This is a genomic window from Anaerostipes caccae L1-92 (genome assembly GCF_014467075.1).
Lineage (GTDB): Bacteria > Bacillota > Clostridia > Lachnospirales > Lachnospiraceae > Anaerostipes > Anaerostipes caccae.
In genome coordinates this window covers 518,866-542,193 of the sequence record NZ_AP023027.1, presented here as the reverse complement: position 1 = coordinate 542,193, position 23,328 = coordinate 518,866, and the positions used below count along the sequence as shown (strand labels likewise).

Below are 23,328 nucleotides of genomic sequence, written 5' to 3'. Positions count from 1 at the left end.
TCCAATAGTGCTAAAAACTATCATTGGATAGCTTCTTTTGTTCTAGGAATACTTGTCCAACAGACATCATGTGGAAAATGTCATAAAAAAACTGTCGCACTAAAAAGGTGCGGCAGTTTTTTGCACGAAATCCACGAAATATCTTCTGGAGAAGGCTAATGAATATAGAAATCTTACATTGAATAGCCCATTTAATCGAATAATACTTCTCCAGCAGACATTATGTCCATTTTTCACATGATTGGAGTGAGGCATTCTAAGAGCCGAACGGAAATCATGTGGAAAATGTCACGCTTCTGTACCTTCAAACAAGGTTTCAAATTCACTCTGATTGATTCGTTCTTTTTCCAACAGCAGTTTTGCACAGCTGTGGAGCACTTCCATATGCTCCTCGATGATCGCTCTGGCTTTCTTATAGCAGTCATCCACGATGTCTTTTACTTCCTCATCGATGATAGTCGCCACCCGCTCTCCGTACGGACGGGGCTGGCCGATTTCTTTTCCGAGGAAGACTTCATCCCCTTCTCCGCTGTCATAATTGATCAGGCCGAGACGGTCTGACATGCCGTACTCTGTGACCATAGACCTTGCAAGCTGGGTAACCTGCTTGATATCCTGGGAGGCACCGGTCGTGATATCTTCAAAGATCAGCTCTTCTGCGATTCTTCCTCCGAGGCTTACCATGATATTGTGCAGCATTTTATTTTTCGTGTTAAAGATATTGTCGTTTTCAGGAAGCGGCATCGTATATCCCGCCGCGCCAACGCCGGTCGGTATGATGGAAACCGTATAGACCGGTCCCATATCCGGAAGCACGTGGAACAGGATTGCATGGCCTGCCTCGTGGTAAGCCGTAATCCTCCGCTCGCTCTCAGGGACAACACGGCTCTTTTTCTCTGTGCCGATGCCCACCTTGATAAAGGATTTGTCAATGTCTTCTTTCACAATGTATCCCCGATTATTTTTAGCCGCCTGGATGGCCGCTTCGTTCATCAGGTTTTCCAGATCTGCGCCCACGAATCCCGCTGTCGTTCTGGCGATCTCGTGGAGATCCACATCATCGCCCAATGGCTTCTTCTTAGCATGGATCTTAAGGATATCTTCTCTTCCTTTGACATCCGGACGTCCCACGCCGACTTTCCGGTCAAATCTGCCCGGACGGAGAATCGCCGGGTCAAGGATATCCACACGGTTCGTAGCTGCGATGACAATAATGCCTTCATTGACACCGAAACCGTCCATTTCCACAAGCATCTGGTTTAAGGTCTGTTCCCTCTCGTCATGGCCGCCGCCCAGTCCGGAACCTCTCCGTCTTGCCACCGCGTCGATCTCGTCAATAAAAATAATACATGGCGCGTTCTTCTTTGCCTCTCCAAACAGGTCTCTGACCCTGGCAGCCCCGACACCGACAAACATCTCAACGAAATCAGAACCTGAAATGCTGAAAAACGGAACATTGGCCTCTCCGGCAACGGCTTTTGCTATCAGTGTCTTACCGGTTCCCGGAGGTCCTACTAAGAGGACACCTTTCGGGATTCTTGCCCCGATGCCGATAAACTTCTTGGGATCTTTTAAGAAATCCACCACTTCTTCCAGTTCTTCTTTTTCCTCGGTAAGACCCGCCACATCGTCAAATGTAACTTTGGGGCCGTCCGGATTTGCCATCTTGGCACGGCTCTTTCCGAAATCCATCATTTTTCCGCCGCCGCCATTCTGCTTCATCATCATGATCAGGAAAAATACAAGGATTCCCACCATCAAAAGGTTCGGCAGCAGGGTCGTGATCCAGTCCCCGCTCCGGTCGATCGGCTTCACTACCATTTTTTTGTAGAGATTCGGATATTTATTCTCGATCTCTTTTACCGCCGCGTCAACGTCGGTAATATTACAGTTTTTATACACTTCATTTTTTAACTCTACCGTCATAGTGCCGGTTGGGACCTCTTTGTTCTGCTTCATGGTGATTCCCACAACCTGCCCCGCTTTTGCGTCCTGACGGAACTGTGCGTAATTATAATTGTCCTCGCTGCTGTTCATCATTCTGGAAAAATAAATAATCCCCAGACATAAGATGACTGCAAGGAACAAAAAATTGCTGTTTCCTCTTCTTGGGTTCAACTTACTGTCTCCTCTCTGCTATTCTTCTGCGACTCCGATATATGGAAGATTCCTGTAATTCTGAGCAAAATCCAGGCCATAGCCCACGACAAACTCATCCGGCACGTCAAATCCTGTGTATGCCACTTCCACATCCACCTCCCGGCGCTCCGGTTTATTTAAAAGGGTGCAGATCTTTATGCTTTTAGGTTTTCTGCTCAAAAGCATTGGCTTTAAGTGGTTCAGTGTTTTTCCGGAATCAATGATATCTTCCACGATCAGAACTTCCTTATCCTCGATCGGTTCATCCAGATCCTTGGCAATCTTTACGATACCGGAAGACTCTCTGGAATCTCCGTAGCTGGACACGGACATAAAATCAATCGTAACAGGGACTGTGATCCTCTTGGCGAGCTCACATGCAAAAAAGACGCCGCCTTTTAAGATCGCGATCAAATGTACTTCTTTCCCCGCATAATCTTTGCTGATCTGAGCTCCCATCTCCTTGATTCTCTTATCCACAGCTTCCTCTGAGATCAACTCTCTAATCTCTGCTTGTTCCATTTTAATGTTTTCCTCCTAATTGTATTCCAATCTTAAATATCTTTTCGTTTTTTCAGAAACCTTATAAAACTCGCTCAGGCGGTGACCGATGATCCATATGATCCGGCTTCCGTCTGCCGCAAGCGGTATCCGGTCCCGCTCTTCCCGCGGGATTTTCTGGTCAATAAAAAACCGGCTCAGAGACTTACTCTTTCCATCTTTTGAAAATACAAAAAAATCTCCTGACTTTCTGTACCGCAGTTGGATGTCTTTGTCTATTTTATCATAATCAATGATTTTGGTAAAATCTTTTTCCTCCATTTTTTCATACCGGTCCGTCTCGGTCAGGACCAGCTGTCCCGCAGTCCCTGTTTCTGCTCTTGTCTGCTTTTCCTCCACCAAGAGTCCCCCGTATGTTTTTCTCCCAATAAGTCCATATGGAAGATCGATGGATTTCCCGGTTTCCCTGAAAGCCAGATCACAGAAACTCTGGATATGGACCTTCTCAATATCCTTTTTTCTCCCTGCGGCCTGTTCTATGGCCTGTTTTGCCAAAAGCCTCCTGATCGGCTCCGGTTCCTCCAGAAACCGGCCAGTATCGATGAGACGTCCCTTTCCTTCCTGCTTTACACAGGCTTTCCATGCCTCAGACAGCTGCTCTTCTAAATACCGGCTCCACTCTTCGATTTCTTCAGACAATGAAACGATATGTTCCACCGCCCTTGCATTGACTTTTGTGAGCGCCGGAATAACCTGATTACGGATCTTATTCCTGGCAAACGTATTATCTTCATTACTGGCGTCCTCCATCCAGTCTTGGTCCTTTTCTTTTAAATAAGCAAGAATTTCCTCTTTCTTAAGGCACAATAGCGGCCGGATCACATCTGCCCGGACGGCTTCCATCCCTTTCAGTCCCTGTATTCCGGTCCCCCTGGACATCCGGTAAAGCATCGTCTCCGCCTGGTCATTCTGGTGATGAGCCACTGCAATCTTTCCGCCTCCGTGCATATCCAGAACTTTCCTAAAACACCGGTAGCGGATCATCCGCCCTGCCTCTTCCAGAGACATAGATTGTTTTTCAGCTGTGCCTTTCACATCTTCTGAAAAAGTTATCCACGGCACCTTCCGTCTCCGGCATAAGTTTTCCACAAATTCCTGGTCTTTGAACGCTTCCCTGCGGATACCGTGATTGATATGGACTGCGCAGAGCTCAAGATCATACTCCTGCTTAAGCTCACATAAAAGCAGGAGCAGGCACACAGAGTCTGCTCCCCCGGAGACTCCCACAGCGATAAAGTCTCCCTGACCGATCATATGATGTTTTTCCATAAACTTTCGTACTTTATCCATATCAATACTTTATCATTCCCAATCCAAGGATTCAATACTTATCCCAAATTCCGAGACCGATCATCGTCATGTCATCCTTTTTTTCGTATCCCTCGGTTTTTTCGATTTTCTCCATCAGTTCATCCACAAACCCCTGGGGCCGTGTGGTATGGATCTGCTTCATATACTCCATCAGCAGTTCCACTCCTTTTTCGCCCATGGAGTCAATGATGCCGTCGCTGACCTGTAAAATGAAATCTTCCGCCTCCAGCTTCTTCCGGTGTATCGGCAGTGTCTTTTCCTTTAAAACACCTACCGGCAGGCTTGGAAGCTGCACCATCTCCACCTGTCCCTTCCGCTTAAGGAAACACGGGCAGGCACCCAATTTGAGAAAACTACCGATTCCGGCGTGCAGATCGATCTGCAGATAATCAAGGGTCGAATAGCGCTCCTTCTCCGGCCAGAACACAAAAATAGACTGCAGAAGCTGGACGGCTCTTTTCTCGTCCAATCCCACCTCCAAAAGTTCCTCCAGTGTCTCGATCACCGCTTTGCTGTCTCTGTTTGCAGCGGTTCCTGTGCCCATGCCGTCGGAGATCATAGAGACAAACCTGTGATTTCCCACAGTACCCATAGAAAAATTATCCCCATTTTTCATATCTTCTTTCTCCGCCCTGGAGATCACCCCTGTCAGCACATGAAATTTGGTCGCCGCCTGCACCCCCATCATCTCATAGTTCTCCCCGATGGCCTGCTTACCGTTGGGCAGCGGCTGAAGTTTTTCCTGTAAAATGACCGACAGCCAGCGGGCTACCTCTTTGGTCGTTACTTCCCTTCCCTTCTGGGCTTTTAAAAACAGGTATATCTGCTTTCCCCTCATGTCATCTTCATAGATGTAAACCTTTTTCACTTTCAGATGATGGGCTTTCAGCCCCTTCTCAATAACTTCCTGCATGGGGCGGACTCCGGACAGCTGATATTTCTGGGCCGAGAAGCTTTTAAACATCCTTCCCGCCTCTATGTACTGTTCCCCGATCATCCTGCGCATTTCGATAAAACGCTGTTCACAGGCATACAAAAAAAGCTCTCTTTCATAGATCGTATTGATCTCTTCCACCCACTCCTTCTCCCGCTGGCATTTGCAGACAGAGCGGATATTCTGCACGCTGAGGCCTCCCTGCTTCTCCAGAAGTTCCCCCAGCTTGTCCCTGTCGTCGAGAGTCAGCCGGCACTTATCTTTTTCCCGGCACAGCATACATTCTTTTAAAATCGTGCTCTCTATGATCGTTCTTCCGGTCTTTTTTTCCAAGTCTTCATCCTGCTTTGCACACATCCGCTTTCCGATCGTAGTGAGGCAGTGCTCCATCTGTTTCATATTATATGATATGATATCTTCCAGCTCATTGAAAAATATCTCTTCTACTGGTTCTTTTTTCTTTATAATCGGCATCCTGGACCCTCCTTCAGCTTCTAATTATACAAGGGTCTTGTGTCATAATTTGCTGAAACGGATCTAAGGAACCGATTTCCATACAAACAGCTCTTGTTATTTCTCTTTGGGACAGCTAAAATAAATTTAAAGTATTGATTGGAGGTAACGAATGGAGCATGCAGACGAAATGATCCCTATCTTAAAGTCGTCCCTTCCTTTTTGGGAGCACCTGAAAGAAACAGAAAAAAAGACTCTCTCCCAGTGGTCTCAGCTTATACGCTACGAAAAAGGAGGGATTATCCGGTGCCAGAACTGTGAATGTACCGGCGTGCTGATCATCAAAAGCGGAAGTGTGCGGACTTACATGCTCTCAGAAGAAGGGAAGGAGATTACTCTGTACCGTCTGGAGCAGGGAGATGTCTGTGTCCTTTCTGCTTCCTGCGTACTGTCTGCCATTACTTTTGAAGTACAGATGGAGGCGGTAACAGAAAGTGAGATCATACAGATCAGCGCAGGTGCTTATTCCGAAATTGTTGACCGGAATATTTATGCCGAAGCCTTTACCTATAAACAGGCTACCGAGCGTTTTTCTGATGTGATGTGGACCATGCAGCAGATTTTGTTCATGAGTTTCGATCAGAGGCTTGCAATTTTTCTTCTGGATGAGAGCGGAAAAACAGGTTCTGACGACATTCATATGACCCATGAACAGCTCGCCAAATACACCGGAAGCGCCAGAGAGGTTGTGAGCCGTATGCTGAAATACTTTTCATCGGAAGGGCTGGTAAAACTGTCCAGAGGCGGAGTCACGATCCTTGATAAAAAGGGATTAAAACAGCTGATCAGCTGAAATAAAATGCAGCAAACGGACAGATGCCGTTTTGCTGCATTTTATTGCTTAGATAAAAAGATTTACATCGGAATTTTCCGCGTCTCCCAAATAGGAGGCCACTCCTGCGAACTCCACACCGTCAATGATCTCTTCTTTTCTGATGCCCATCACATCCATGGACATGGTACAGGCCACCAGCTTCACACCATTTTCCATGGCCTGCTTCATGAGGTTTTCAAGAGTTTCCACATTTTTCTCTCTCATGACCCGCTTCATCATCTTTGTTCCCATGCCGCCCATATTCATTTTGGACAGTTTAAGCTTCCTGCTTCCTCTCGGCATCATAGCTCCGAACATCTTCTCCACAGCTGATTTTTTTACATGCTGTTTTTCCGGCTTCCTCAGAATATTCAGCCCCCAGAAGGTAAAAAACATGGTGACCGGCCTGCCCATAGCTGCGGCACCGTTGGCGATAATAAAGGAGGCGAGGGCCTTATCCATATCTCCGCTGAACACGACCATCGTCTTGCCCTGACCGCTGATTACGTCAGTGGCTGCCGCACACAGTTGCTGCCCTTCTTTTCCTTTTTTTATAAAGACTACATTTTGTTTTCCGTCCCGCTCCTTCTTGACTAACGTATTTCCTGTCCTCTGGCACCAGGACTCAATATCCCTCGGAAATCCCATGTCTGTGGCTGCTACTTTGACTGTCTCGCCATCCTCCATGGATTCTAAGGTCTCGTGAACCTTCATGATCGGCCCCGGACACTGAAGGCCGCAGCAGTCAACAAGCCTTACTTCTTTTGGCTCTGCCTCTGCTGCTTTCAGCTGCTCTTCTTCCCGGCAGGCAGATGGCCGGCTGTCTTTGTAATGCATAGACTGATAAAAACTCGTTCCTCCTTCCAGCACCTTTACATCTGAAAAACCATTCTGCATAAGAATTCTGGCTGCGTTGTAGGAACGGACTCCAATGGCACAGTAAGTCACGATCATCCGGTCCTTCGGCAGCTCAGACATTCTCTGTCTCAGCTGCCCCAGCGGAATGTGAACGGAGCCCGGAATATGGAACACCATCCGCTCCATCTCTTCGGTTACATCCAAAATGGTTAAGTCCTTCTCCCATCCTTCTGTTTCAATCCTGTCATCCAGTTCCCGGCAGCTCATGAAAGAGACCATCTTCTCCAAAACATTCTCTGCCGTAAAGCCAAGCATATTTACCGGATCTTTCGCTGAAGAATAAGGAGGGGCATAGGCAAGTTCCAGCTCTTCCAGATCATAGATCGTATTTCCAGAACGCATGGCGCCTGCAAGCACGTCGATTCGTTTATCCACACCTTCCTGCCCTACTGCCTGTGCGCCAAGAATATTTCCATCCAGGTCAAACAACAGCTTTAACGTAACCGGAACAGCACCAGGGTAATATCCCGCATGGGATTTCTGATTGATCAGTACAGTTTCATAGTCCTTCCCCCGGACCTTCCCCTTACGGATCAGCGTCTTTTCATTAACCCCGGCTGCCCCAGCTGTCAGGTCAAATACCTGAGCAACTGAAGTCCCAAGAGTCCCTTTGTATTTCTTCTGTCCCCCTGCAATATTATCCGCACAAATTCTTCCCTGCTTGTTGGCCGGTCCGGCTAAAGGAATCATTGCTGGTTCTTTCAATACATAGTTTTCAACCTCTATGACATCGCCTACTGCATATATATTCTCTTCGGAAGTCCGGAGCATCTCATCAACCAGAATACCGCCTCTGCCGTTAAGTTTTAGACCTGCTTCCCCCGCAAGTTCGCTGTTTGGACGCACTCCGATGGACAGCAGGACCATATCTGTCTGTAATTCCTTCCCACTGTTCAGTGTGATCAACGTTTTCCCGTCTTTATGTTCAAAAGATGCCACGCCGTCTCCCAGTATCAGGCTGACACCGTTCATTTCTATGTTTTCATGAAGAAGCTGGGCCATCTCGAAATCCAGAGGAGCCATGACCTGGTCCTGCATCTCCACGATACTCACCTCAAGGCCTGCCCTGTGAAGATTTTCTGCCATCTCAAGGCCGATGAATCCGCCGCCGATTACCGCTGCTGTCTTCGGCTTTTTTGTCTCTATGACTTTCTTTATCCTGTCTGTGTCCGGAACCGTCCAAAGAGTATAAATATCCGGTCCGTCAATACCCGGGATCGGAGGCACGACCGGAGAAGATCCTGTGGCGATCACCAGATAATCGTAGTTCTCCTCATACACTCTGCCCGCCTTTAAATCTTTTATGGTCACTATATGATCTTCCGGGTTAATTTTCACGGCTTCATTCTGCACCCTGACATCTACGTTAAATTTCTTTTTCATGGCCTCCGGAGTCTGAAGAAGCAGAGACTCCCTGTTTTTGATCACATCGCCCACATGATACGGAAGCCCGCAGTTGGCATAGGAAATATATTCACCCCGTTCCAGAAGCACAATTTCCATACTCTCATCTTTTCTCCGAAGACGGGCCGCTGTCGTCGCGCCGCCTGCCACACCGCCGATGATCACTGTTTTTTTCCTCATATTTTCCACCTCATATTTTTTTAAATATCATATCTGAAATGCAGTGATTACTCTGTGACCATGTCACACAGGAAAATATTATTCATATCTGAAGTCGTATACATCTTTATGGATATCCAGTGTTTTCCCATTAATTTTTATTTTGGAATCAGACAGCCATTTCATGTCGGCATCTTCACAGTGATATTCAAAATAAATATTTTTCTTTTTTGAGTTCTGTTTATCCTCGATCTCAACGATCACTGAAAAATCGACCGTTGTATTGTCTTGTCCGTGGTAGGCATTGGCGGTGTATCTGCCGCTTGGGGATTCTATACTTTTTATCAATTCCCCTTTAGGGACGGACTGAGTATCCAGTGTAAAGTGATAGACTGCCCATCCAAAAAGAAAAAGAGGCAGTATGCCTAATAATATACTGCCCCTGAAAAACGATTTCTTTTTCATTCATACTCCTCTAAAACCTCTAATTCACGACTGTATCCTTTTCTCTTACAATATTCCATCAAAGTTATGCTCCCCTTCAGGTCCGGTTCATTTTTATCAAAATTTTTTATGGTTATATTTTTGTCAGCCCCTTTTTTCAGATAATATTTTAAAAGCTTTTCTTTTGAAACATTTATATAATTGTTTCTGTCATACAGAATATAAAACAATATATTGGCTCCATGCTTGTCCCGAAAATTCACATCTGCCCCATATTTAATAAGTAGGTCTGACATTTTATAAACATCTTCTGATTTTGGGAGTGTTACCGTCAGTTCTAACGGTGACTGTTCCACTGAATCTACAAACTGATTCAACTCTGCACCCTTCTTCAAATGTTCTTCCACCCTGTCATAGTCACAGATCATGATATCGTATACCAGTGTGTGCTCCTTGCCGTCATACCCGATCATCACATTACTTGCCTGATCGTTGTCGAGAAAATCATCGTAATCCCTCTGAAGCATTATATAAATAGAAATATACATACCCGCCATACAAACCAATACGATAAGCAGAATGATTATTAATGTTTTCCAGAGGTTCTTATATCTCATGATATGTTTCTTATTCCTCCAAACTCATGTTGTACTCCTGAGGATCTTTTTTCAGCAGAAATTTCTTGTGATTCACTGTCTGATTCCTTTGAAATCTGCTGCCCTCTGACAACTTTGTATCCACGGTTAAATAGGCTTGTCCCTCATGATGTTTTATATCTAAGTTCACATCTATTTTGGTTTTATACCAATTATTTAATTTAAGATATAAAATCTTTAACGTCCCCTGAAATTCTAAACTTTTTGAATCCAGCGGAATCATAATCGCATATTCTCCATAGTCCGCATTTCCATCTTTTAATGTAAAACCATCATGGTAAGACCACTGCGCATTCTTATCCGTTTGTCTGATCTTTATTCGGCTTGTCTTATTTTTTGTCCCTGTGATATCCTCCGCACTATAATTGACAGCCACTTTTACATAGGGACGGTTCCATTGATAGATTCCTATAACCGCTAAAACTATACACAGTAAGACGCACCACATTCTATGCCCTTTAGGCTTGGCGTGCTTCACACGATTATGTATCATTGAACCAAGTATTATTTTTTTTCATTTATTCCTCATTGTCAATATCTTTTTTACTCTTCTTCCTCTGTATCATAAGATTTATAATTGCAAATACCATAATCGCTGTAATTAGAAAGTCACCCAAAATTCCTTCCCTCAACTCAGGAAAGAATTTGTTGAATATAAAAAGTCCCATTCCTAAGAAAAACAAAATATACTTCATTTCTCCCTCCCATTTTAACTTCTCTTTTATCATTATAAATTTTGTACACCCTGCTGTTGTTGATAAAACATTATTTTTTTCTTATATTCTTCTTGCGAATTCAAAATCTAATATTATACTATTTCTTTAGATATAAAAATATTGTTATAAAAAGACTTATTACTAGAATATAATTTAAGACTCCACCCATTAAATTCGGAAAAAATGAGAGTATAAACAACATAACACCTAAAGTCAACAATACATATTTCATTTTATTCTCCATTCAAAATAATTTTTACAACTACTATAATTCCTAGTGATTTATCCGTAACTTTTTTGCTTTTTTCATAATTTATTATTTAGCGAACGTATGAATAAACTTAAATAAGCTCAATCCATTTTAAAATCACATCACTGACAATCACAATTAACATCATCACAGTAAGAAAAATTATTCCACTATTCTTCTCTTCTTTGTCTTTTGTTTTTACTATTGCATAAAAACCAATACCAATTAAAATTACAAATTCTATGATTCCAACAAACTGTTTTAAAGAAACTGATAATTTAAAATGATCATCAATAAAGTCTGTGACCGCGTAAATACCACAAGTTAAGAGCAAATACAAACACCATTTAAAGTGATGCTTTATCAATTTGTAGTCTCCATTGATCCACAAAATAAAAACATCGTGAATGATATGTGCAAAAATATAAACAGCTAAGAGCAGTAATATTTTTATGTTCATTTTATCTCCCGTAATTTTTTAGTTAATCAGTTATCTAACCCAAATCTTTCTTATTATGGGCCCGCCATAGCGAAGCTCTGGTTTTAAAATAGCACTTTTTGATATTTTTCCTTCCATCCAATTTACTTTTAAAATAACCTCAGGAATATCGACACCTCCAAATTCCCATACTAGATAATATTTCTCCTTATTTTCATTAATAAATCGATCTTTTGTTATTGAATCGCCTTTTCCATTAACTCTTGATTTTATTTTACCTCCGTATTTATGAGTATCACCGTTGTAATTTATTTTTACATCTATGACACCGATATCTCCAGTATTATTTCCTTCATAATATAAATCTCCAGTCCAATCTCCCCCTTCATAAACAATGTATCCATACAATCTCCATTTCCCATCATTGCTTTCCGCATAACAATATGGGTATTGTCTTAAATCCTGTATATGTATTGCTCCACATAATCCCCAAAATAGAATAATTCCGATAACAATGTATCGCTTTTTTATCATATATTTGCTCCACTGAGTTTAATTTAAAGTAATGCTTTCAATTTTTTGTTTTTTACTAACTTCCCATTATAATCAAAAACCAGTAAACTTCTTTTCATAAGATTTAATTTTTTATTCGAAACATAATTTAAATCTATTACTACATAATCATTACAATAATTAACGTCAGCATAATACTCATTGTATTTAATAGAATCTTTCACCTCATCATTTTCTGAAAATGATATTATTTTTTGTTTATCTCCTGTATAAACATTTAAACAATAAAAATCTAAATTTTCATTATTATAATACAAATAGTCTTTTTCAATTTTAGCTTTTCGATTTAATAGCTCTTTTTCTTTTTTTATATTTTTAACTAAGTATTTCTTATGTTTCGTTTTCTTATTGTATAAAACAATATTTGCTTCATCTATGCTCAAAAAATATTGTGGATCTACATACCCAATCCAAAGTGGTTCCTCTTTTGCCGGACATCTTACAATTGTTTTATTCTTTTCATTTATTTCAAGCAGCTCTTTTGAAAATCTATTCCAACTATAAATAAAACCATTGTCAAAACGTAATACATTGGACAAATTCTCTTTCAATATGGTTTTTGTCTTCCCATTTTTTAAATTCTTTTTATACAGAAAATTTTGTTCTTCTTTATAGGTTGTCTCTTGATTCTTTAAATAATAAATATTGTTTGACGAAACAGTATATAGCCCTGCCTGATCTAATATTTTTTGACCCATTCCAATATCCCGCAGTTTTTTCGAGTATAATTCAATACCCGGGCCTTCACCAGAAACATTGTAAAACACTTTATTGTTATGGACTGCAAGCATATCACCATAAGTATAAAATGGACGAACATAGTTACTAATCAAGTATTCCCTGTCTTTTCCAATATCATATAAGTACAGTCGTTCTCCAAAAACAAATGGGAAATTTCTGATGGAATTCTTTTTGCGAACCAAGACGTAATTTGTTTTTGAATACGACTCAGACATATTGGTGTATTCTGCTGTATGATGAAAATTAATTCTAGCTTTCTGAATAAAAAACAAACACAAATTAAAGATTCCGAAAATAGTGCATATAATCGCTGCTATTTTTAATATACTTTTCATTGCACACTCTTCCTCTATATACAAGGTCTATATAAAAATATAATGATCCTCATTCACCTTAATTTTTCTTATTTTAAAGCCCGTTGGATAATCTTTAAACCCTTCGACTGATGACCGATACTTTTTCATTATGATTCTTGCCTTTTTCCAACTGCTAAAATAACCTATCAATTTAATATCTCCGTCGTGGTTATGTGTTAACTGATATATATACATATTGAAACCCCTCCTATTCATCTGTAAAAAATCCCTCTGCCCAAAAACTATTTTCAACATTTAACTCATGTTCACTTATAAACAATGCTTCTCTCTTACCTTTAAATCTAGGCTGTTCTGCAAATTTCTCTAATCCTTTCTGAGCAAGTTCATATGCAGAATATACTGCGATAAAAGTCTCATCATCATTTTCAGGATTTTCATCCCAATAGTAAAATGTCAATTCATAAATTGTCCTTCCTATCACCCACCTTCATTTGACTCTATTCTCCTTCTTGTTTTCATCCCCCTTAACATAAATCCTCATCAGTGATAAAACCTTCTTTCCACTCTGGTTCATTTAATTTGTACTCATCAATATAAAACTCATTTTCATGTGTAATAAATCTGAGATGCTTCTTAAACTTTTCTCTCGCCTCTTCAGCCAGTTTCAATGAAGAATACACTGCTATTGTTATTTCATCCTCATCATCATTTTCTTCATCCTGATACCAAAAACTTAGTTCATAAACATTCATATTCTTTACCTTTTTGTATTTACTAACCTAAATGCAGTTTGCTCCTCACCTGAAATGTTTTTGTTCTTCTGATAGTGATAAACTTAATATGACTTCATTTTTCTTTTTTACAAGCCTTCCTCATTTTTTTAATTATACAGTATATAACAAATAAAATTGCACTAATAAAAATTAGGCAAACAATTAATGACATGGCTTGAATAAAAACATCAACTATAAGCTCCCTATCAAAATTTACTATTTGAGTATTACAAATTTCTTGATACAAGATTATGACCTCCGCCTTATTAATAATTTCATTCTCACTAAAAAAACTGAAAGTTGCCTTTATGTATATAGTAAAATAATCTTCAATTCTTCATAAAACCCTCTAAAATCATGTTTATAAGAATTCTAAATTTCAAATACATCCCGCTTTTTTCGTTATTTCTTTGCGTTCTCTTCCTTTAGAATTTTCTTTATGGATATCTCCTCCATGTCTTTTTAAATATGTAAATCTTAATATAGTTCTATTATATCAAGTACCTAATGGATAATAATAATTATTCAATATACTCTACAGCATAAGTATGACATTTAATATAATAGAAGCCATAACACACCTAAACTAGCTATGTTATGGCTTATAAAAACATATCTTTAAAGTTTAGTACATTATCTCATGAAAATCAGTTTTCACTTTTTAAATAATTGATATTCCACGTGTATCCCGCCTCTTCCGCAATTTGCTTACAATCTTTCCCATTGGAATCCTTTTTATTAATATCTCCTCCATTCTTTTTCAAATACTCAATTATCTTAATGCTCTCTCTTCCACATGCCATATTCATTGATGTACATGAAAATTTTTCTGTCTCATCTTTCACATACTTATTTATTTCTGCACCGTTCTTAACGAGATATCTTACCATAGAAAAATCACCAATGTTGATTGATTCCTGAAGCAATACGTTTTTCCTGATTTTCCCTTGCGTCATTCCATCTTCCATAATCTCCTTTGCTAAGTCGCTGCCTCCAATCCAAATTAATGTTTTTAAATTCTCCTCTGAGGCCTTTAAGCCTCTTTTACATAATTCCTGAGCTTTATAAGTTGAATTTAAGCATACACTGTCCAATAAGTTATCTCCTTCTTCCTTAACTTTAATTGAATAGTGATGATCTAATAGATATCTGAAAGTTTCATCATTCACTTGTTCATAGGCATGATACAATTCAATATCAGTTGGTACATACCCCAATTCATTCATAGTTGCAAAAGATTTTTGATTTCCAAATGCAGTAATAAACTGCCATGAAACTACCTCTCCATCCTCCTTATTTTTTTCATAATTCACATTCCCATCCTCCTTTAACAATCTGGCATTTTCTAATTGCCCTCCAAGAACTGCAAAGGAGATAGCATCTGCTTTATAGTAATCAGTCCTGCCATTTCCATCTAAACCTTCCTGCAACAGATATTTCACAACATTTGAATCATTACATAGAGCTGCTATTTGTAAACAATTCACACCATCTTTATCTTTCCAAGAAAAATCGTAACCAACTTCTTTCATAATACTTAATGTATCGACATTACAGTAGGCCACAGCAAATGCTAAAAAACTATTTTTGTTTAAATGTTTTTTGGATTTGTTTTCTTTTAAATACTTTTGTACCTTCTTGTCATCTCCTTTTACTGCATATAGAACTTCTTTTGGTATATTAGGATCCACTTTGTTCTTCTGCATTAATTTTAAGATCTCTGGTGCGAAATAATAATTCATTCCATAATCATTATGTTGATAAAAATATGTAAATAGCTCCCGATCCATTTTCACACCATGATTTGAAAGCTGTGCAATTATTTTTTTTCTCTTTGTGTAGTTATTAGGGGATAATTTACTTAGTGCGGCCCTTATAGGAGAATCCCCTTCATCACTTTTTTGATTTACATCAGCCTCTGCTTTTATCAGTTCCTCTGCTATCTTATATCTATCATTTTCAATAGCCCAACACAAATGAGAAAGTTTATCTTCTCCAATCTCATTTACATCTGCTCCTGCCTTGATTAGCATGGAGCAGATTTGTAATTGGATGCGCTCATTTTCTATTTCTCTCAAAGACAGATCCAGCGGCTTCAACTTGCGATGACGTTTAATATTCTTATTAGAAATCTTCTTATCATTCGTCAAAGCTTCCTTTACACCTTGGATATTTGGTCTACAAATAGATGCATACAACTGTTCTTTTGCCGTATCTGTTTGCTTATTACATCCAGTTATACAACTAATAATTAAACTTAAAATAAATATCATCCAACCCTTTTTCAATATTAGCCTACCGTCCTTTCCATGAAAATGTCCTCCTCGTTAATGACCCTTTTACATTCAGACTTTTCACCTTAGCCAATTTTTTAGATAAATCCCTCATTTGACTCCTGTATTTTCCACTTGAAGGAAACCACAATGTACCTGTCATTTTTAACGTAGTTTTTCCCCATGTCTTCTTTTTTGGTAAATATGGTCTAGGAGTAAATCCTGTTAACCACCATGCTTTTCCTTGGTCAGTCGATGTTTTACTATCACGTGTAAATAATTTTTTCCCATTTGCATATAAAGACATTCTCATTCTTAACCTTTTGTTCGAGTCATATGCACAATTCCAGTGTTTGCTCCAGGTTGATTTTCTATAGTATAAACCAATCTCACATCCATTTGCTACCGCTGGTACATATGGTGGCCCATATATACCTTTCCAAAACTGTAAACGCCAATGTGAAGTCTCAATCTTCCTTGTAGTCAAGTCACCTACAGCCCAAGAATTCATATCATAAAAATCATTATATCCTGCATACTTTTGCGGCGCATTTTGATTAAATGCATAGTAATGTTGTTTTGAACTCCAATATCCTAAAAACTTATGTCCGCTAGGATCCACATAATTCACAGGATTATCCGCACAATACGCATACAAATGCTGTGTATCCGGCTCGTTTGTCTCCCCACGATAAGTATCCTCAGACAAAAACCTTCCGTCCTCCGGATTGTAATACCGTGCATTCAGATAATAAAACCCCGTCGTCTCATCATATCGTCCGCCAGTATAACAAGTCTCATTTCCGGATGTGTTTTCTCCAACACTGGTTGTTTCTCCAAAGTCTTCATAGCGGTAAGAAACATCCGCTTTTCCATCGTCTTTCAGAAGATTGGTCGTACTGCCCTGAACATCCTTGTTATACACATAGTATGCAGCATCATTGCCTGTATACCTCTGGGTTCCTATAATATTTCCGTCTGTTCCCAAAAGATCCTGAGACGTCTGATCTCCTTTTCCATTGGTCGTATAAGAGACCACTCCATCCTGATAATAGTAGTTGGTCGTCTGATCTCCTTCCACTCTCTGGATTCTCTGCCCGTCTCCATTATAGCGGTTCTGCTGCACAATGGCATTTTTGCCATCTTTGTTGACAGAAACTTCGGTCAGCCGGTTCTCCGCATCATAAGTACGGTAAAGGATCTCTCCGGTTTTACTATTGGTCTGTCCGATCTCATTTCCATTCTTGTCATAGGCATACTGCTTGTTTTCCTGAGCTGTGCCGTCTTTCCAGGTTGTAGAAGTTGTCACCTGATCCAGACCATTATAGTCATAGGTCGTCTTCGTATCCCCTTTCTCCTCGGCCAGTCGATTTCCAACCTTATCGTAGGTATAGGTCACAGTCTGTTTGCTGTCGTCTTTCCTATGGTCTGTTGTAACTGTCTTTTCAAGTCTTCCCAGAGAATCATAGGTATAGTGTTTCGTCTCATTGACCTTTTCTTCATCCTTTTGAGGATAGTTGTTTATCTGTGTCTTCTCGATGATGTTGGAATTCTTATCATAGGAGTAGGCATAAGACTCCACCACCGTATCCGGATGTTCCAGATCTGTGTAGACCATCTTTGACACACGGTCAAAAGTATCATAGGTATATACTTTTTTGACTGCCTTATCACCGTCTGATAAGAGGTTTCGGTAATCTTTGATCTCTGTTACTTTTCCGTAATCATCGTAAGCATAGGTCCGGACCGTTGCTTCTTTCGCATCACTTCCTTTATATACATCCGCTTTGATCACAGACAACCAGCCGTCACTGGTGTAATGATAAGAAAGGCTTCTGACCCCATCTTTTTTCGTTGGATAGATAACTTTCGTAAGTTTGCCTTCTGCGTCATAAGCATATTTGATCGCATGACTCCTGATCTCATCCGCCGTTGGTTTTTCTGACTGGCTCAGTTCTGCATAAGTTGTCTTTCTTTGAAGCCCGTCATACTCACACTCTGTATAACGGTAAGCTGTTTCTGTGTTTCCGCTGACCTGGTAGTCCACCATTTCGATGAGCTGGTCATTTCCGTCATAGCTGTAAGAAGTCTTGAGAGTCCTCGTACCTGATTCGCTTCCTGCCTCAGGTGATTCATAGGTGTTGGTTTCGGTCAGACGGTTCTTTTTGTCATAATGATACGTCTTATAGGCCCCGTTTTCATAAGTTTCTTTCGTCTTATTTCCATTTGTATCATAAGTAAACTTAGTGGAAATGCTCTCGCCCAGGTTTCCTTTGCTCGTCGTGGTTTCTGTCAGCCCGGCTGCATTGGTCACTTCGATGTTTTCATGACCCATGGCATCCGTGATGCTTGTGGTATTCACCCCGTCTGTTCCCATTGTATAGGATATGGAAGTGCTGTTATCCCCCTGGGATACTTTGGTCACCCGGTTTTGGTCATCGTAAGTGTACGCCACCGTGTTTCCGTTTCCGTCTGTCTTGGCTGTCTCATTTCCCTTGTCATCATAGGATGTCTGATTGACAATGGACTTCTCCGGATCAATGGAAACATCCTCACCCGCAATCACAGGATTCTGGACGGTATGTGTCTGTTTCCCGTTTTTGTCATACAGGTTTAACGTAATCTTTCCTTTGACATCTGCTCCGTCTTTTGTTCCGAGAAGAATGGATGCTGTCTCCTTGCCGTCTTCTGTAAATACATGGTCCGTATAAATGCCATTGCTTTTCTCCCGGACGGTATTTCCGGAACCGTCGGTATACGTCTCTCCCTGGACCTTTCCGTTCACGGTTGTTGTGACGACAGAAAGATTCTGATAGCTTTTCATTCCGGAGAGTGTATGGATCTCCCTGTCAGCATATCCATAGTCTGTCTTTGTAGTTTTCGTGATGCCGTCCTTTGATACTTCGACAGCCTCTTCTACCCGGTTATTTTCGTCGTAGGTGTAAGAAGTGGTAACTCCTGTGTCTGAAGTCTCTAATTTCAATGTACCGTTGGCATTGTATTCCTTTTCCTCTGTCTTTACGACTCCGTTCAGTTCTTTTTGGATCTTGACCTGCCGTCCCAGGAAATCGTACTCAGTGGTCGTTATCTCGGTTGTGTTTACATCCTGGCTTTTGGTTTCTCTTCCCATCGGGTCAAGGACCGTAGTAGATTCCTCTTTTACATTTCCCTGGGTGACGGTGCTGTCTTCTGTGATGATATGGTCTTTTTCATCATAGTGCGTCTCTTCTCTGGATGTGAGTTCCCCTTCTTCATAGTCCTCTTCTAAAATAAGGTCGCCGTCTTCATCATAGTCGCATACAGTTTTTGTCTCTGCGATGGAATCAGTCTCTTTGATCGTATTTCCACTCTTATCATAGGAATAGGACACATCAGAAACAGTTTTATCACCCTGCTTTGTCACTTCTGTCTTGGGAAGATTGGCTTCCGCGCCTGTTCCGTAAGTGGTCTGCGTCACCTGCCCGGTCTCGTCCTTCTCCATCGTGACATTTTCATTGGAGTCATACTGTGTCTTTGTGGTCACTTCTTCTGATGTGAAATTCACTTTGCCGGAGTCTGTGACCATCTGATGATATACTTTGGTTGTTGTTCCTGTGCAAAGCAGGTCATTAGAAGCGTCTTCATACTGGTAAGAGGTTTTGTTTCCTGCTGCATTGACAGATGTCAGAACTTTTCCATTGGACTTATCATAGGTAATGGAATCTTCTGAAATCTTTTCATCCTCTGCTTTATGGAGAGAAACTGTCGTTTTGCCGTCCCCATAGGTAAGCTTCTGATATTCTCCATTAGGCTTCTTTACGTTCACTGCCCGATTATTTTCATATGTGATGTCATATGAATTGTCTTTGGCGTCTTTTACGTCTTTGGCGTCTTTTATTGCATTTAAGAAGCTCTTTGCATCGTAACCATATTCATATGCAACCGATTTACTTCCGTCAGCACTGCTGTGTACAGCTTTTACCAGATTGCTTCCGGAGTAAGTATACTCCATCTTCGTTCCATCCGGCAGGACAATTTCCTTTAACAGGTCTGCATTATTTTCCTCACCGTCAAAATATTTCATGGTGAGTGTTTTGATTTTATTCGATGTAACAGTTTTCAGCCGGCCTTTGCTGTCATATTCGTAGAGAATGAAATTATCATTTGGCTCTTTCACTGCAGTCAGCTGACCATTGTTGTTAAATTGATAAATCGTGTTATCCTTAGCTGTAATAGTACATGCATAAGAAATAAGTTTTGTTACAGTCTTTTGTTCCGTCTGTCCTTCGGATGAGCCGGAAGATACATTGTGGCTGGCTTCATAACTGCATCCTTTTAATGTTGTATGACTTAAAATTCCGGATTCTATAGTAAATGATTCGCTCAAATACTGATTTGCTGCCTTCATGTTTGGACTCTGAGAAACACTTTTTGCTGCAGCCACATTATCAAAGCTCAGTTTATAATCTTTGCTCTCCTTGGAAACATAGGAATCTCCCTGCTTTTCAAATGTAACATAAGTACCGTCGCTGTCCTGAAATACAAGATTCGCCCCTACCTGATAAAGCTCCTTATGATAACTGTCATACCAGCCGTTTCCGAGCATTCCCGCTTTGTCAGACTGACTGTTGTAAGTTCTCGTAAGTCCCATGCTGAGCTGTCCCGCAGGAATCGCATAATCTTCTGCCTGGTAATTCAGGTTTCCTCCGGCTTTATCTACGGTTCCATTTCCGTTCGGTGTACTGAATTCCATGGTTTCCCTGTAATCTTTGGAACCCAGCCACTGTTCATATTCGGATTTGGCATACTGCTTTTTATGGCCTGCTGTCACGTAATCACTTGATCCGATCACGTTTCCTTTTTTCGATAATTTAACAGTCCGGACTTTATAGTAATAATCCTTTCCGTCACCAACCCTGGTATCGGCACAATAAGAATCCTTTACCGCCGCTCTCACCAGATTGGAAGCATCCGGCGTAAAATCAGCGCTCTCCCCGCGGTATATCTCATAATAAATGCTTCCCGGAAGGCTTGCTTTTTTGTCCCATGAGATCATGTTTTTCCCATAAAGATTATTCAGTTTCGCATTGACCGGTTTATAATCAGCCGCCTGGGAGTTGTCAATATAATAATAACTCCTTGAAGTCTCGGCGGTATACCCTGCCTTGTCTGTGACCTTCATGGTAATCTGATAGGTGCCTGCATCTTTAAAATTAGACGCCGGTATGGAAACCTGACCGCTCACTGCACTTCCCGCATTGACATAGCTTCCGTTTCCTACCTTATACTCTACTTTGGACAAATATTTTTCTGTAACATTCCATTTTAGTGCTGGGGACATATTGGAAGACGGATTTTCTTCAGAACCACCTTTTCCATCACCGGCATCAATGGTCATGCTGTTGATCTTCGGGGCAGTGCTGTCCACATAGAAAATATATCCTTTGCCGGTACCGTTAATCCCTCCGTTGTCCACACCGCGGATAACAAACTTATAACATCCCTCCGGCCAGTTCTTACTGTCTGCTACTGATGCGCTTCCGCTTCCTGTGGTCCCAAGCTTTGTGCTTCCAGAATAAGCGCGGTAGTTGGCATTCACCTCTGCATTTTTTGCCGGGTCATAGGTGGCAACTCTGTATTCCGCCCTGTTTAAAGACTTGGAACTGATGCCTGCCCACTTAGCGGTCAGTGTCTGCCCTTTCTTCATGTACTGCGGAGTCACAGAAACGGAAGTAGGAGTTGTCGGTCCATCATAGTAAGTCACACTCATCTTCGGCCGGTAACTTGCGTTAGAATATCTGGAACTATAAAACTGCCCATACTTCTTTGTCTCATCTGCATTTTTCAGCATAACGCCGTAGGAAGTGATGGAGCCGTTCGCACATTCTCTGGCATACTTGGTCAGATTGATGCTCCTTGCTTTATGGGTGGTTCCCGTTGTCTTCACACTTCCATAGTTTGTGGAATATCCGGGACGGTTACTCCATGTAAGTCCGGGTCTTGACCAGTTAGAAGTGACTCTCCTTGCCTCAATCGTCTGGCCGCTTGTACTGTCACCGGTTTCATACATGGTCAGAGTGGCAGTATCCACGTACTTATTCTTAATCTTTGCCGTGAAATCCTTAAACCTCAGATATGTACGATATGTTCCTTTGCTGGCTTTTCCCGCCATCATTGCCGTTACGCCGGAATCATAAAAGTTGGTGTTTTTGTAGCTTCCGTTGATCACGTACACATCCCAGAAGTCTGTTGATCCTTTCCATGTGACCGTGGGATCAATCGTAATCGGGTATTTGCGGTCTTTGTCTTTCAGATACTCCTCATCCAGTGTCAGTGTCAGTTCATAGGTATCTTTTTCGTCCTTGATCGGTTCAATATCATAGGATAATTTTTCACTGTATGCTTCTTTCGTGTCGTCGTTCATTGACGGTGCTTCCAGTGAAGCAATGATGTCTTCACTTTCTTTGTCATAGAACGTGATACCTCCGTCTCCGATGTTTTTCTTTGCCGTCAGATTTTTGGCATAAAACCGGAACTTCAGCTGATTGCTGTCCGGGATCTCTTTTAATGTGACACTTTCTTTCACTCCCGCGTCCAGTGACTGGTATAAAAACGTACAGTTTTTATCCTCTGACTCGTATGCCACACTGACCGGCAATTCTTCTTTTTTGTCTTCTGCCGTCAGGACTTCCTCTCTCTGGAGTTTTGTCCTTTTCAGCTTGTTAATAGAAGAGAAGGCATTCTCCTCTATTTTTTCTTTCTGCCGGTCCTGTGTCTCAATGCCGCTTTCTTCTTCTCCTGTGATTGGAGCAAAAGAGATTTCATACTTATCATGCTCCATTAAAACCGGCGTGGATTCCGTCAGTTTCTTGGGCAGATACTGCTTTTTATCTCCGTCTTTGTTTTCATATTGGTAATCTTTCAGATTATGTCCATGCTCGCTGGTCTTGTCTTGAATCTCCACAAGGGTCGGATCATAATCTTTCAAGTTTCCATTTTCATCTTCATACCTTACATCCTGTCCGTAAAATACAGATTCCTTTTTTCCGTTGGACAGGCGGAATGTGGTTGAATTTTTTGTGCTCTCACTATCAATAACTTCTTTTGATTGTGCTGCTTTTGGCTCTGCTGCTTTTACATCTCCTGATCCGGCAATCATACCGCTCCATTGAACAGATGTAAACATCAAAACAAAGGACAGAGCCGCACAGACTGCTGGCTTTACCAATTTCTTCATTATAACTCTTCTCCTTTTATCCAGTTGTACTGTCTGTTATAATAAAGACGTCCATGTGATACGTTATCTGCATTTGCAGATGTCTGGTTTGGCCGCCATTTGTATTGCATGGATCTTTATTATAAACGCCTTCTTATGTGTCGTTTCTATTGCAGGTCATGTCTGTTTCTTCTTCGG

General features: G+C 41.1%; 18 protein-coding genes. 1 reads left to right on the top strand and 17 read right to left on the bottom strand.

Features of this window, described 5'->3' with window-relative positions; all coding sequences use genetic code 11:
* Positions 1 to 288: 288 nt before the first annotated feature.
* From ftsH to ANCC_RS02745, 4 genes are read right to left on the bottom strand one after another with little or no spacing between them, the layout of a single operon-like run.
* Entirely contained in the window at positions 289 to 2,118 is a 1,830-nt protein-coding gene (ftsH, locus tag ANCC_RS02760; RefSeq protein WP_009289312.1) for an ATP-dependent zinc metalloprotease FtsH, read from the bottom strand.
* 18 nt (positions 2,119 to 2,136) lie between these two features.
* Positions 2,137 to 2,661, bottom strand: a complete 525-nt coding sequence (gene hpt, locus ANCC_RS02755) for a hypoxanthine phosphoribosyltransferase (protein ID WP_006567534.1) — start codon at positions 2,659 to 2,661, stop codon at positions 2,137 to 2,139.
* A gap of 15 nt (positions 2,662 to 2,676) precedes the next feature.
* Complete coding sequence (tilS, locus tag ANCC_RS02750; RefSeq protein WP_006567535.1) at positions 2,677 to 3,990, bottom strand: tRNA lysidine(34) synthetase TilS; 1,314 nt, start codon at positions 3,988 to 3,990, stop codon at positions 2,677 to 2,679.
* 31 nt (positions 3,991 to 4,021) lie between these two features.
* Positions 4,022 to 5,419, bottom strand: coding sequence for a SpoIIE family protein phosphatase (locus tag ANCC_RS02745; protein WP_006567536.1), 1,398 nt, complete (start codon positions 5,417 to 5,419; stop codon positions 4,022 to 4,024).
* A gap of 151 nt (positions 5,420 to 5,570) precedes the next feature.
* Here ANCC_RS02745 and ANCC_RS02740 point away from each other — a divergent pair, with 151 nt between their 5' ends.
* Entirely contained in the window at positions 5,571 to 6,251 is a 681-nt protein-coding gene (locus tag ANCC_RS02740) for a Crp/Fnr family transcriptional regulator (RefSeq protein ID WP_006567537.1), read from the top strand.
* A gap of 48 nt (positions 6,252 to 6,299) precedes the next feature.
* Here the strand turns inward: ANCC_RS02740 and ANCC_RS02735 are convergent, their stop codons facing one another.
* From ANCC_RS02735 to ANCC_RS02680, 13 genes are all read right to left on the bottom strand, one after another.
* Positions 6,300 to 8,774 carry a DsrE/DsrF/DrsH-like family protein gene (locus ANCC_RS02735; RefSeq protein ID WP_006567538.1) on the bottom strand — a complete coding sequence of 825 codons (2,475 nt, stop codon included), beginning with the start codon at positions 8,772 to 8,774 and terminating at the stop codon, positions 6,300 to 6,302.
* Positions 8,775 to 8,852: 78 nt separating this feature from the next.
* Entirely contained in the window at positions 8,853 to 9,218 is a 366-nt protein-coding gene (locus ANCC_RS02730; RefSeq protein WP_006567539.1) for a DUF5412 family protein, read from the bottom strand.
* A complete protein-coding gene (locus ANCC_RS02725) occupies positions 9,215 to 9,814 on the bottom strand; it encodes a hypothetical protein (RefSeq protein ID WP_006567540.1) in 600 nt (199 codons plus the stop codon). The genes ANCC_RS02730 and ANCC_RS02725 overlap by 4 nt, the downstream gene beginning before the upstream one ends.
* A 10-nt stretch (positions 9,815 to 9,824) precedes the next feature.
* The gene (locus ANCC_RS02720) at positions 9,825 to 10,301 is read right to left on the bottom strand and encodes a hypothetical protein (RefSeq protein ID WP_156782920.1); all 477 of its coding nucleotides are present in this window, start codon (positions 10,299 to 10,301) and stop codon (positions 9,825 to 9,827) included.
* A gap of 70 nt (positions 10,302 to 10,371) precedes the next feature.
* Complete coding sequence (locus ANCC_RS02715) at positions 10,372 to 10,548, bottom strand: hypothetical protein (RefSeq protein WP_156782921.1); 177 nt, start codon at positions 10,546 to 10,548, stop codon at positions 10,372 to 10,374.
* 362 nt (positions 10,549 to 10,910) lie between these two features.
* On the bottom strand, positions 10,911 to 11,279 hold the full coding sequence (locus ANCC_RS02710; protein ID WP_006567543.1) for a hypothetical protein: 369 nt from the start codon (positions 11,277 to 11,279) through the stop codon (positions 10,911 to 10,913).
* 30 nt (positions 11,280 to 11,309) lie between these two features.
* The gene (locus ANCC_RS02705) at positions 11,310 to 11,792 is read right to left on the bottom strand and encodes a hypothetical protein (RefSeq protein ID WP_006567544.1); all 483 of its coding nucleotides are present in this window, start codon (positions 11,790 to 11,792) and stop codon (positions 11,310 to 11,312) included.
* A gap of 23 nt (positions 11,793 to 11,815) precedes the next feature.
* Positions 11,816 to 12,907 carry a hypothetical protein gene (locus ANCC_RS02700; RefSeq protein ID WP_006567545.1) on the bottom strand — a complete coding sequence of 364 codons (1,092 nt, stop codon included), beginning with the start codon at positions 12,905 to 12,907 and terminating at the stop codon, positions 11,816 to 11,818.
* Positions 12,908 to 12,934: 27 nt separating this feature from the next.
* Complete coding sequence (locus tag ANCC_RS18105; RefSeq protein ID WP_039946724.1) at positions 12,935 to 13,123, bottom strand: DUF7336 domain-containing protein; 189 nt, start codon at positions 13,121 to 13,123, stop codon at positions 12,935 to 12,937.
* 13 nt (positions 13,124 to 13,136) lie between these two features.
* On the bottom strand, positions 13,137 to 13,370 hold the full coding sequence (locus ANCC_RS02695; protein ID WP_006567547.1) for a hypothetical protein: 234 nt from the start codon (positions 13,368 to 13,370) through the stop codon (positions 13,137 to 13,139).
* 43 nt (positions 13,371 to 13,413) lie between these two features.
* Positions 13,414 to 13,641 carry a hypothetical protein gene (locus ANCC_RS02690; protein ID WP_006567548.1) on the bottom strand — a complete coding sequence of 76 codons (228 nt, stop codon included), beginning with the start codon at positions 13,639 to 13,641 and terminating at the stop codon, positions 13,414 to 13,416.
* A gap of 668 nt (positions 13,642 to 14,309) precedes the next feature.
* Positions 14,310 to 15,935, bottom strand: coding sequence for an ankyrin repeat domain-containing protein (locus tag ANCC_RS02685; protein ID WP_006567550.1), 1,626 nt, complete (start codon positions 15,933 to 15,935; stop codon positions 14,310 to 14,312).
* A 22-nt stretch (positions 15,936 to 15,957) separates the two neighbouring features.
* On the bottom strand, positions 15,958 to 23,151 hold the full coding sequence (locus ANCC_RS02680) for a DNRLRE domain-containing protein (protein ID WP_006567551.1): 7,194 nt from the start codon (positions 23,149 to 23,151) through the stop codon (positions 15,958 to 15,960).
* Positions 23,152 to 23,328 lie beyond the last annotated feature (177 nt).

Bases quoted from the DNA above. Each gene is read 5' to 3' on its own strand.
- hpt (WP_006567534.1), bottom strand. From the start codon at position 2,661: ATGGAACAAGCAGAGATTAGAGAGTTGATCTCAGAGGAAGCTGTGGAT.
- tilS (WP_006567535.1), bottom strand. From the start codon at position 3,990: ATGGATAAAGTACGAAAGTTTATGGAAAAACATCATATGATCGGTCAG.
- ANCC_RS02745 (WP_006567536.1), bottom strand. From the start codon at position 5,419: ATGCCGATTATAAAGAAAAAAGAACCAGTAGAAGAGATATTTTTCAAT.
- ANCC_RS02740 (WP_006567537.1), top strand. From the start codon at position 5,571: ATGGAGCATGCAGACGAAATGATCCCTATCTTAAAGTCGTCCCTTCCT.
- ANCC_RS02735 (WP_006567538.1), bottom strand. From the start codon at position 8,774: ATGAGGAAAAAAACAGTGATCATCGGCGGTGTGGCAGGCGGCGCGACG.
- ANCC_RS02730 (WP_006567539.1), bottom strand. From the start codon at position 9,218: ATGAAAAAGAAATCGTTTTTCAGGGGCAGTATATTATTAGGCATACTG.
- ANCC_RS02725 (WP_006567540.1), bottom strand. From the start codon at position 9,814: ATGAGATATAAGAACCTCTGGAAAACATTAATAATCATTCTGCTTATC.
- ANCC_RS02720 (WP_156782920.1), bottom strand. From the start codon at position 10,301: ATGTGGTGCGTCTTACTGTGTATAGTTTTAGCGGTTATAGGAATCTAT.
- ANCC_RS02715 (WP_156782921.1), bottom strand. From the start codon at position 10,548: ATGAAGTATATTTTGTTTTTCTTAGGAATGGGACTTTTTATATTCAAC.
- ANCC_RS02710 (WP_006567543.1), bottom strand. From the start codon at position 11,279: ATGAACATAAAAATATTACTGCTCTTAGCTGTTTATATTTTTGCACAT.
- ANCC_RS02705 (WP_006567544.1), bottom strand. From the start codon at position 11,792: ATGATAAAAAAGCGATACATTGTTATCGGAATTATTCTATTTTGGGGA.
- ANCC_RS02700 (WP_006567545.1), bottom strand. From the start codon at position 12,907: ATGAAAAGTATATTAAAAATAGCAGCGATTATATGCACTATTTTCGGA.
- ANCC_RS18105 (WP_039946724.1), bottom strand. From the start codon at position 13,123: ATGTATATATATCAGTTAACACATAACCACGACGGAGATATTAAATTG.
- ANCC_RS02690 (WP_006567548.1), bottom strand. From the start codon at position 13,641: ATGAATGTTTATGAACTAAGTTTTTGGTATCAGGATGAAGAAAATGAT.
- ANCC_RS02685 (WP_006567550.1), bottom strand. From the start codon at position 15,935: ATGATATTTATTTTAAGTTTAATTATTAGTTGTATAACTGGATGTAAT.
- ANCC_RS02680 (WP_006567551.1), bottom strand. From the start codon at position 23,151: ATGAAGAAATTGGTAAAGCCAGCAGTCTGTGCGGCTCTGTCCTTTGTT.